The sequence below is a fragment of the Actinomadura sp. RB99 genome (assembly GCF_014706005.1).
Classification (GTDB): domain Bacteria; phylum Actinomycetota; class Actinomycetes; order Streptosporangiales; family Streptosporangiaceae; genus Spirillospora.
In genome coordinates this window covers 18,002-27,910 of the sequence record NZ_JABMCA010000099.1, presented here as the reverse complement: position 1 = coordinate 27,910, position 9,909 = coordinate 18,002, and the positions used below count along the sequence as shown (strand labels likewise).

Below are 9,909 nucleotides of genomic sequence, written 5' to 3'. Positions count from 1 at the left end.
ACCACCCCCGAAGAGATGGCACGGGGCGACCCGGCCGAACCGGCCAGGTCGATAAAGGCACTGGCTTTTAACACGCTGTTGAGTTCTCAAGAAACGGACACCCACCGCGCCGGACCCGCTCTCGCAAGCCCCGCTCCGGGGCAACCATTCTAACTTACCAGGTTCATCCTCGGTGTCAAGCTGACCGGTGAAGATCTTTTTGACGGTCGAGGAAGTTCCTAGTCCTCCGCGCGTCACGACCGGGACAGACCGAAGGTCCGTCATGATCGTTCATCAGGAGGCGCCCTCCGGGCCGGCCACCTTGCGGCGTCCTGCATCCCGTCTCGGGCTGACCCAGTCATCGTACATCAGCCCGGGCGATGCCCGAACCGTTTTTCCGAGTCCTGGTTCCCCGGGCCGTCCGCCTCTCGGCGTCCCGCATCCCTTGGGGCGAGAGAGACATTAGGACGCCCCCGGAAGACCGTCAAATCAAAGCGCTCCGGTCCCGGCCCCCACCCCCTTCCGGCCATCCCCGTCAGGCCCGTTGACCTCCCTTTTCCCACCCTTAGTGGACCGGGTCACAGTGCGGTACCGTTCGCAGTCCCGAGTCGCTCGCCCGTCCGGCCGTTCCGGCGGAGCGGCGGCCGGTCCCCGGTTCGGCCGGTCCCCGATGCCGGCCGAGGTGAGGAGGAACGCCCGTGAGTGTCCCCGCAACCGTCCGCGCCTCGGCGGAGCGCCTGGTGGTCGCCGCGACGATGGGACCGACGGTCCATGACGTGCACGCCTGGCGGTTCAAGGTCGCCGCGGGCCTCATCGAGCTGCACGCCGACCCGGACCGGTTCAGGCCGCTGCGCGATCCGGCGGGCCGGGCCCTGCACCTGGCGAGCGGGGCCGCGCTGGTGAACCTGCGGCTCACCGCCGCCCAGCTCGGTCACGAGGCCGTGGTGCGGCTGCTTCCCGACGCGGGCCGCCCCGCGCTCCTCGCCACCGTCCGCCTCGCGGGACGGCATCGGGTGACGCGGGAGGAGCGGCTGCTCTGCGCCGCCACGCTCCGCCCGCTGTCCGCCACGGCATCGCCGGCCGGTGAACGCCCGTCGGCGCACGTCCTCAACGAGCTCCGCGAGGCGGCGCGGTTGGAGGGCGCCGCGCTCCACCCGCTTCCGACCTCCCCGGACGGGAGCGCGCAGCGCGCCGTCCTGACCACCGGCGGGGACGGCCGCACCGAGTGGCTCCGCGCCGGGCAGGCCCTCCAGCGGGTGCTGCTCAGCGGTACCGCCCGCTCGGTGTCGGCGTCGTTCAGCTTCGATGCCGCGGACGTCCCCGGTGTGCGGGAGGTGACCACGCCCGGTGAGATCCCCCAGGCGCTGCTCGAACTCGCTCAGCAGGAACCGGCCCGTCCCCGCGGACGGCTATTCGAGCCGGCGGTAGACCGACAGCACGAAGGAAAGCGGAACTGGCAGCGGATCCGGTAGCGGCCTGAGCCGTTCCCACAGCCGGTCCGCCGGCACGTGATGCGCGCTGGGCCCCATGCCCACGAGCGTCGCGGTCTCCTCATGCGTGAGGACGGCCTCGCCCTCGATCTGCTGCCGCGAATCGAACTTGAAGTAGCCGGCCAGGGCCGCGTCCATCCGCTCGGTCTTGCGCTCGTCGATCGACAGCAGCCCGAGCGACTCCACGAGGGTGCCGAGATGCCGGGGCGATGGCGTCACCGTGAAGAGCAGACCCTCCGGGCTCAGGACGCGATGGAACTCGGCGGCGTTGCGGGGGGCGAACACGTTCACGACGGTCGCCGCCGCGCCGTCGCGCACCGGAAGGGGACGCCACAGGTCCGCGACGACCGCGCCGGCGCGCGGATGCGCCTTCGCGGCGCGGCGGGCGGCGTGCTTGGAGATGTCCAGGGCGAGGCCGGCCGCGTCGGGTGCTCGGTCCAGGATGCGGGCCAGGTAATGGCCGGTGCCCGCGCCGGCGTCCAGGACCAGGCAATGCCCGTCCAACGATCTCCCGACGCTCCCGGCCAACCGCGCGGCGAGCGCGTCGAAATGGCCGGCGCCGAGGAACTCGGCGCGGGCGCGCACCATCTCGGGCGTGTCCGCGGTGCCGGGCCGCGCGTTTCCCGGCAGCAGATTCGCGTAGCCCTGCCGCGCGATGTCGAACGCGTGCCCGGACGCGCAGAGCAGTCCCCGCTCCGCCAACGCCAGATCCCCTCCGCAGACGGGGCACACCAGGTACGGGACGACATCGGCGAGCATCCGTCCATCATCGTCCATCGGCGGGCCGCGTCGGGCGCCGCGGGGCGCATCTTTGCCATCCTGCCGCGCCCGTGACGGCTGCCCGTCCCCTGCCCGCAACCCGGTGCGGGCGGGGCATTGCGGAGGCTCAGGTGTCGGCGCGGCGGCGGACGTCCTCCATGTCGAGGGCCCGGACCTGCTCGATCACGTTCTCCAGCACGGACTCCGGCAGCGCGCCCGGCTCCGCGAAGACGATCACTCCGTCGCGGATGGCCATCAGCGTGGGGATCGAGGCGATCCCGAAGCGCTCGGACAGCTCGGGCTGGGCCTCGGTGTCGACCTTGCCGAAAACGATGTCGTCGTGCTTGTCCGCGGACTTCTCGAAGACGGGCGCGAACCGCTTGCACGGGCCGCACCACTCCGCCCAGAAGTCGACCAGCACGATGCCGTCCCCTTGGGCCACCTCGTCGAAGTTCTCGGCGGTGAGTGTGACGGTCGCCATGTCGGTTTCTCCTCTGCCGGGGTATCAGGACGGTAGAGCGGCTGCCAGCCTCGCAGTATTCCGCACTCGGGAATCACAGGACGGTAATTAGCGTTGACCTCATAGGGAGATCGCACCGGAGAAGGGTCAGGATGGCTGCAACCCGTACCAAGGGCGACAGGGTCGACGTCACCGACAAGGATCTTGTCGGAGCGTACCTCGACCGGATCGGCCGTACTCCCCTGCTCGACGCGCAGGAGGAGGTCGATCTGGCCAAGGCGATCGAAGGGGGCCTGTACGCCGAACAGCTGCTCGAGGAGGGACGCACGCCCGCGGGCGCGTCCCGCGAGGAGCTGGAGGACCTGGTCGCGGCGGGGCTGCGCGCCAAGCAGCGCTTCGTCGAGGCCAACCTGCGGCTGGTCGTCTCGATCGCCCGGAAGTACCCGACCGACTCGTTGCCCCTCATAGACCTCATTCAAGAGGGGAACCTGGGGTTGATGCGCGCGGTGGAGAAGTTCGACTACCGGCGCGGCTTCAAGTTCTCCACATATGCGACCTGGTGGATCAGGCAGGCGATCGGGCGCGGGCTCAGCCACACGGCCCGCACGATCCGGCTGCCCGTCCACGTGGAGGAGGAGCTTTCCCGGCTGCGGCGCGCCGAGCGGCAGCTCGGCCGCGAACTCGGCCGCGAACCGAACCGTGACGAGCTCGCCGGGGCGCTGGGGGCGGAACCCGAGCACGTCGACGAGCTGCTGCGCTGGCGGCGCGACCCGGCAAGCCTGGACGCGACCGTCGACGACGCCGGCGAGACGCCCATGGGCGATCTGCTGGAGGACCCGGAGGCGGTGACGCCCGAGGCGGAGATCCTGGCGCTGGACGACCTGGAGGGCCTGGGCCGGCTGCTGGACCGGCTGCCTGAGCGGGAGTCGGCGATCCTGCGGGCCCGTTTCGGGATGGACAACGGCCAGCCGCTGTCCTACGCGCAGATCGGCGCCCGGTACGGCCTGAGCCACAACCGGGTGCGGCAGATCACCGACCGTTCGCTGCGGCGGCTGCGCCAGCTGGCGACCGAGACGGACCTGAGCGGGCGCCGTGCCCTGGCGGGAGCGCCCCATGCGTCCCACGCGCCGCACGCGACGCGGGAGCCCGTACGGGCCGGCGCGGGGAGCCGCGCGGCCTGACTCTGTCGCGGCCCGACAACCGAACATCATGCGTGATCCGCCGGCCTGGCGGCCTCGAGGCCGCCAGGTCGGCGTTCTCTTGGGCATCGGCAGCGACCGCGGGCCGTCCTGGAGCGGTCTAGGGGGCCCGGACGGGGCATCGAGCGCGCGCACCGCCCGATACCCTTTGCGCGTGAGTACTTCCAGCGTCTCGGGGGCGCTCGACGCCTGGCGCGACCTCCCCGCACTGCAGCAGCCCGATTGGGACGACCCGGCCGAGGTCCGCGCCGTCGCCGCCGAACTCGCCGCCCAGCCGCCGCTCGTGTTCGCGGGCGAGTGCGACCAGCTCAAGGCCCGTCTCGCGGAGGTCGCGCGCGGCGAGGCGTTCGTCCTGCAGGGCGGCGACTGCGCGGAGACGTTCGAGGGGTCGAACGCCGACGCGGTCAAGAACAAGCTCAAGACGCTGCTGCAGATGGCGGTGGTGCTCACGTACGCCGCCAGCGTGCCGGTCGTGAAGATCGGCCGGATGGCGGGGCAGTTCGCCAAGCCGCGCTCGAAGCCGTCGGAGGTGCGCGGCGGCGTGGAGCTGCCCGCCTACCGGGGCGACGCGGTGAACGGCTTCGCGTTCGACGCCGAGTCCCGCCGCAACGACCCGCACCGGCTGCTGCGCGCCTACCACTGCTCGGCGGTGACGCTGAACCTGTGCCGGGCGTTCACCAAGGGCGGCTACGCCGACCTGCGGCAGGTGCACGCCTGGAACCAGGACTTCGTGGCGACGAGCCCCTCGGGCCGCCGGTACGAGCAGCTCGCCGGGGAGATCGACCGGGCGCTGACGTTCATGAAGGCGTGCGGGGTGAGCCCGGACGAGTTCCACAGCGTGGAGTTCTACTCCAGCCACGAGGCGCTGCTGCTGGAGTACGAGCGGGCGCTGACCCGGATCGACCACCTCAGCGGCCTGCCCTACGACGTGTCCAGCCACTTCCTGTGGATCGGCGAGCGGACCCGGCAGCTGGACGGCGCGCACGTGGAGTTCCTGCGGCACATCCGCAACCCGATCGGGGTGAAGCTCGGGCCCACGACCACCGCCGACGACGCGCTGGCGCTGATCGACACGCTGAACCCGGAGCGGGAGCCCGGCCGGCTGACCTTCATCACCCGGATGGGCGCGGGCCGGATTCGGGACGCGCTGCCGCCGCTGATCGAGAAGGTGGACCAGAGCGGCGCGCCGGTCGCGTGGATCTGCGACCCGATGCACGGCAACACCTACGAGGCGCCGAGCGGGCACAAGACGCGGCGGCTGGACGACGTGCTGGACGAGGTCGCCGGCTTCTTCGAGGTGCACCGGGCGCTCGGCACGCACCCGGGCGGCATCCACATCGAGTTCACCGGCGACGACGTGACCGAGTGCACGGGCGGCGGCCACGGGCTGGCGGAGGACGATCTGCACCAGCGCTACGAGACGGCCTGCGACCCGCGGCTCAACCGCGGCCAGTCGCTGGACCTGGCGTTCATGGTCGCGGAGCTGTACCGCAAGTCGTCCTGACGAGCGGTCCGGGCACGGCGCGTCCCGCCTCTCAGGGGCGGGACGCGCCGTTCTCATGTCCGGGTGCCCCCGGCCGGCGGTGCGACGAACGATCCTCGAATCGGGACGGACGGCCCCGGAGGCCGTGTCAGATGCTGACCTCGGCCCAGACGACCTTGCCGCCGGTGACCGGGTCGGCGCCCCACGAGGTGGCGAACCGGTCGACGATGAACAGGCCGCGGTGGGACTCGTCGAGGGGGCCGGGGACGGTCAGCCGGGGCAGCTGGGCGGCGCGGTCGCGGACCTCGACCCGGACGCGCCCGGTGCCGCGCAGCAGGCGCAGCTCCAGCGCCGTCCCGGCATGCCGGACGGCGTTGGCGACCAGTTCGGCGACGATCGCGGTCACGAGCTCTTCGCGCTCCATGAGCGCCCAGGTGCGCATGGTACGGGCGGCGAGGCGGCGCGCGTACTCGACGGCCTCCGTCTGCGGGGCCGCGCGCAGCGTGGTCTCGGTCATCGGGTCGGTCACTCCGCCCGCTCGCCGTTCCGCATCGTGTGCCGTCCCGTCCGGTGGGGCCGCCCGGATCCGGGCGGCGCGGTCTCAGCGTCCATCGGCGGGCGCCTCCTCCGCCGGACCCTCGATCAGGAAGCGGTCGAGGCCGGTCGTGCGCAGCACGTTCTCCACCCGGCCGTAAGCGCCGGTGACCGTCAGCGTGGCGTTCTGCGCCCGGGCGTGCTTGTACGCGCGGACGAGGACGTTGAGGCCGGACGAGTCGCAGAAGTCGACGGCGGTGAGATCGACCACGACCACGCGCTCACCGGCGTCCACGAGTTCGGCCAGCCGGGCCCGTAGCTCGTCGGAGGAGTGCAGGTCTATGGAGCCGCGCGCGGCGATCGTCGCACGGCCGTCCTGTCGTGTCGTGTGCAAGGCAAGCCCCACGCCACCCCACCTTACCGATTGTTGGTCTCCATCATGACGCCCGCAGAACGATGAGGGCAACGTCGTCGTTCGAGGGTTCGGGGCCGAAATCGCGCACCGCTCGCTGGATGCGGGCGGCGACGGCCCCTGCGCTCAGCCCGGTGCAGCCGGCCAGCAGCCGCTCCAGCCCGTGGCCGTCGCCGAGCAGCCGGTTGCCCGAGCGCCGCTCGGTGACCCCGTCGGTCACGCACAGCAGCACCTCGCCGCGGCGCAGCTCGAGGGTGTCGGTGTGGAACTCCACACCGTCGAACACGCCGAGCAGCGGCTGGGGGGTGGCGGCCTCGCGGACGCCGCCCTCGGGGTCGAGCACCAGCGGGGGCGGGTGCCCCGCGCTCGTCAGCCTGATCGTGACGCCGTCGCGGCGGCGGCGCGCCGCGATCTCGCCGTGCAGCAGGGTGAGCAGCCGCCCGCGCTCGCCCTCGCCCAGGATCAGCCGGTTGAGGCGGGCGAGGACGCCCGGCACCGACATGTCCTCGGCGGCCAGGATGCGCAGCGCGTGCCGGGCCAGGCCGGTGACGGCGGCGGCCTCCGGCCCGGTGCCGCACACGTCGCCGATCGCGAACCGCCAGCGGGACGGGGTCTGCGGGGCGCCGGGCCGGACCCCGGACTCGAACACGTCGTAGAAGTCGCCGCCGACCTCGCTGCCCTCCCCCGCCGGCTCGTACACGACCGCGACCTCCAGGCCGGGGATCTCCGGGATGCCGGGCGGGAGCAGGCTGCGCTGCAGGGCGCTGCTCATGGCGGTCTGGGCGGAGAACAGGCGGGCGTTGTCGACGGCGAGGGCGGCGCGGCGGCTGAGCTCCTCGGCCAGTTCGATGGCGCTGCGCTGGAACCGGTCGCCGGCGGGGCGGCCGATGACGATGCTGCCGATGCGGCGGCCCCGGGCGATCAGCGGGAACGCGTAGACCTGGTCGTCGGCGGTGTCGCCGGCGGCGGCGCGGACGTCCTCCGGTGCGCCGGCCAGGCCGTTCCAGGGGCCGGGGGCGTCCATCGGCGGGGCGGAGCTGGCCTGGTCGAGCAGGTCGCGCAGGCCGTCGGCGCGGGTCTCGTCGGCGTGCCAGACGTAGGCGAGCCGCGCCGGCTCGGCCTCGGTGACGGTGTAGACGGCGCACCAGGTGGCGAGCCGGGGCACGACGAGCTGGGCGACCAGCGCCATCGTCCGTTCCTGGTCGAGGGTGCCGGCGAGCAGGTCGCTGGCCTCGGCGACGAAGCTGAGCCAGCCGCGCCAGGACCGTTCCAGCTCCCCCACCCTGGCCTTCTCCAGGGACAGCGAGATCTCGTCGGCGAGGCGGCCGAGGCGGGCGCCGTCGGCCTCCTCGAACCGGCCGGGGGCCGATGAGACGGCCACCAGCAGGCCGGTGAGGCGACCCTGCGACTCCAGCGGGGCGGCTGCCAGCGAGCCGGCCCGCAGCGCGGCGGCGGCCGGGTCGGCGGCGTCGGGGGCCACCCAGGGCGAGCCGGCGCGGACGGCGGGGGCGAGGCCGCCCACCGTCAGGCCGCCGAGCGGCATCTCCGCGGCCGTGCCGCCGGACGCGCCCATGATCAGGCGTCCGTCGCGCTCGGTCAGCAGGACGGCCGCGCCGTCGGCGCCGAGCACCTCGCGGACGGCCGCGACGGCGTCCTCCATGGCCTCCACCGCGGCCGGGGAGCGCAGCAGCCGGTCGCCGGCGGCGGGCGTCTCGCCCATGCCGTCGGCGTCGAGGCGCTCGCCGCCGAGCCGGTCGTCGCGGGGCTGGGCGCCGGGGACGCCGGGCTCGAGCCCGGCCTCGGCGGCCGTGTCGAGGCCGGCGAAGCCGCGTGCGGCCCGTTCCGCGCGGGCGATGCCGGGAGTCGGCTCCGCCTCCGCGGCGGTGTCGTCGGACGTGCCCGGCTCGGCGCCTTCCTCGTCGGCGCCGGGACGGGGCAGCCGGAACCAGACGCCCTTGGTGCGGCGGTCGTAGGAGACGCCCCAGGAGGCGGCCAGCCGGGCGATCGACGGCAGGCCGCGGCCGCTGGAGGCGGTGACGCCCGGCATCTCGATCCCGCGGGTGGGGTGGCGGTCGCGGACCTCGATCTCGATGTCGCCGCCCTCCAGGCGGCAGGACACCTCGAAGGACGTGCCGGCGTAGGCGACCGCGTTGGTGGCCAGCTCGCTGGTGGCCAGGACCGCGTCGTCGGCGGCCTCGTCCATGCCCCAGTCGGCGAGCACCTTGCGGACGAAGCGGCGCGCGTCCGCCACCGCCGCGGCGGCGGACGGGAAGGTCGCCGACGCCGTCTGCCGATCCAACTGCCGTCCCTCGTTCGAAGCCTCTTACCGGGTCTGGCCATCGTGGCAGACCGTGCGGCCACCCGGCCACGAGAGTGCCGAACCGGGGCCTTGCGATGCCTCTGACCTCGGTGTCCGGCGCTCCGTCACAACACGACAGACCGTAACACGAAGACTACGGCCCCCGATCCATGACCTATGCCGCTTGTCACTCGTGAGCGAGCGATTCGGGCTCTGGAACGGGCGGCAACGTAGAGTACTGGTGCGGCCGGGAGGCGGTCCGGAAAGACCGGCCCGCCGCGCCGGGCACCCGGCGACCGCGGGCCAGGAGGAAGAGGAACAATGCCGCGTACAGCGTCCCGTGCCCGCCCCGCGGGCGGGTCTCGCGACACCACTCCGCGTTACAGCGACGCCGATCTCGCGCCGCTGTTGAAGGCGCTGGCCGCCGTCCGGGACGGCCGGACGGCGGCCGAGCTGGACGTGCCCGGCGAGGGCGCCGTCGCGGAGGCCGGGGCGATACTGGACGAGATCCGGCAGAACGGGCATGAGGTGGCGTCCGGGCTGGCCCGGGTGCGGCGCGAGATCGGCCGCGAGGGGCAGCTGCGCGGGCGGCTGACGCCGGGGAGCCTGCGGGGGTCGTGGGCGTCGGCGGTGGAGGACGCGAACGCGATCATCGACAAGCTCACCGACCTGGCCACCGGGATGCACCGGGTGGTGGAGGCGGTGGCGGCCGGCGACCTGAGCCAGCGGGTGGAGCTGCGGGTGCGCGGCCGGCCCATGCGCGGCGAGCTGCTGCGGATGGCCAAGTCGGTGAACGGCATGGTCGAGCTGCTGGACCAGTTCACCTGGGAGGTCACCCAGTTCGCCCGGGAGGTCGGCACGGAGGGCCGGCTCGGCGGCCAGGCCCCGTCGCGCGGCATGACCGGCCGCTGGCGGGACGTGACGGCGTCGGTGAACGTGATGGCGGCGCGGCTGACGTCGCAGGTCCGCGACATCGCCGAGGTCACGACGGCGGTGGCGCAGGGCGACCTGACCCGCAAGGTCACGGTCGAGGCGACCGGTGAGCTTCAGGAGCTGAAGCTCACCGTGAACCAGATGGTGGACCAGCTGTCGGCGTTCGCCGACGAGGTCACCCGCGTCGCCCGCGAGGTCGGCACCGAGGGCCGGCTCGGCGGCCAGGCGAACGTGCGGGGCGTCAGCGGCGTCTGGAAGAACCTGACCGACAACGTCAACGCGATGGCGAACAACCTGACCTACCAGGTCCGCAACATCGCGCAGGTCACCACGGCCGTCGCCGAGGGCGACCTGGGCAAGA

At 73.2% G+C, this 9,909-nt stretch carries 9 protein-coding genes; 4 read left to right on the top strand and 5 right to left on the bottom strand.

Annotation, left to right across the window (positions count from 1 at the left end):
- The first annotated feature begins 677 nt into the window (after nucleotides 1-677).
- Entirely contained in the window at nucleotides 678-1,451 is a 774-nt protein-coding gene (locus amrb99_RS45070) for a hypothetical protein (RefSeq protein ID WP_347257136.1), read from the top strand.
- Here the strand turns inward: amrb99_RS45070 and amrb99_RS45065 are convergent.
- Both amrb99_RS45065 and trxA read right to left on the bottom strand, forming a co-directional pair.
- A complete protein-coding gene (locus amrb99_RS45065) occupies nucleotides 1,389-2,228 on the bottom strand; it encodes a putative RNA methyltransferase (RefSeq protein WP_190868240.1) in 840 nt (279 codons plus the stop codon). The two genes, amrb99_RS45070 and amrb99_RS45065, sit on opposite strands and share 63 nt — an antisense overlap.
- A 127-nt stretch (nucleotides 2,229-2,355) precedes the next feature.
- Nucleotides 2,356-2,709 carry a thioredoxin gene (gene trxA / locus amrb99_RS45060; RefSeq protein ID WP_190868239.1) on the bottom strand — a complete coding sequence of 118 codons (354 nt, stop codon included), beginning with the start codon at nucleotides 2,707-2,709 and terminating at the stop codon, nucleotides 2,356-2,358.
- 131 nt (nucleotides 2,710-2,840) lie between these two features.
- On the opposite strand from trxA, the gene amrb99_RS45055 reads away from it, so the two are divergent.
- On the top strand, nucleotides 2,841-3,869 hold the full coding sequence (locus tag amrb99_RS45055; protein WP_241756536.1) for a sigma-70 family RNA polymerase sigma factor: 1,029 nt from the start codon (nucleotides 2,841-2,843) through the stop codon (nucleotides 3,867-3,869).
- Between the two features lie 172 nt (nucleotides 3,870-4,041).
- Complete coding sequence (locus amrb99_RS45050) at nucleotides 4,042-5,391, top strand: 3-deoxy-7-phosphoheptulonate synthase class II (protein WP_347257135.1); 1,350 nt, start codon at nucleotides 4,042-4,044, stop codon at nucleotides 5,389-5,391.
- A 127-nt stretch (nucleotides 5,392-5,518) separates the two neighbouring features.
- Here the strand turns inward: amrb99_RS45050 and amrb99_RS45045 are convergent, their stop codons facing one another.
- The 3 genes from amrb99_RS45045 to amrb99_RS45035 all read right to left on the bottom strand — a co-directional run bounded on the left by amrb99_RS45045 (nucleotide 5,519) and on the right by amrb99_RS45035 (nucleotide 8,615).
- Entirely contained in the window at nucleotides 5,519-5,887 is a 369-nt protein-coding gene (locus amrb99_RS45045) for an ATP-binding protein (RefSeq protein ID WP_067469847.1), read from the bottom strand.
- Nucleotides 5,888-5,971: 84 nt separating this feature from the next.
- Complete coding sequence (locus tag amrb99_RS45040; RefSeq protein ID WP_194737746.1) at nucleotides 5,972-6,298, bottom strand: STAS domain-containing protein; 327 nt, start codon at nucleotides 6,296-6,298, stop codon at nucleotides 5,972-5,974.
- Nucleotides 6,299-6,341: 43 nt separating this feature from the next.
- Nucleotides 6,342-8,615: a SpoIIE family protein phosphatase gene (locus tag amrb99_RS45035; protein WP_190868236.1), complete on the bottom strand. Its 2,274-nt coding sequence runs from the start codon at nucleotides 8,613-8,615 to the stop codon at nucleotides 6,342-6,344.
- A 321-nt stretch (nucleotides 8,616-8,936) separates the two neighbouring features.
- On the opposite strand from amrb99_RS45035, the gene amrb99_RS52040 reads away from it, so the two are divergent.
- The coding region (locus amrb99_RS52040; protein WP_241756535.1) for a HAMP domain-containing protein at nucleotides 8,937-9,909 on the top strand (973 nt) is incomplete at its 3' end.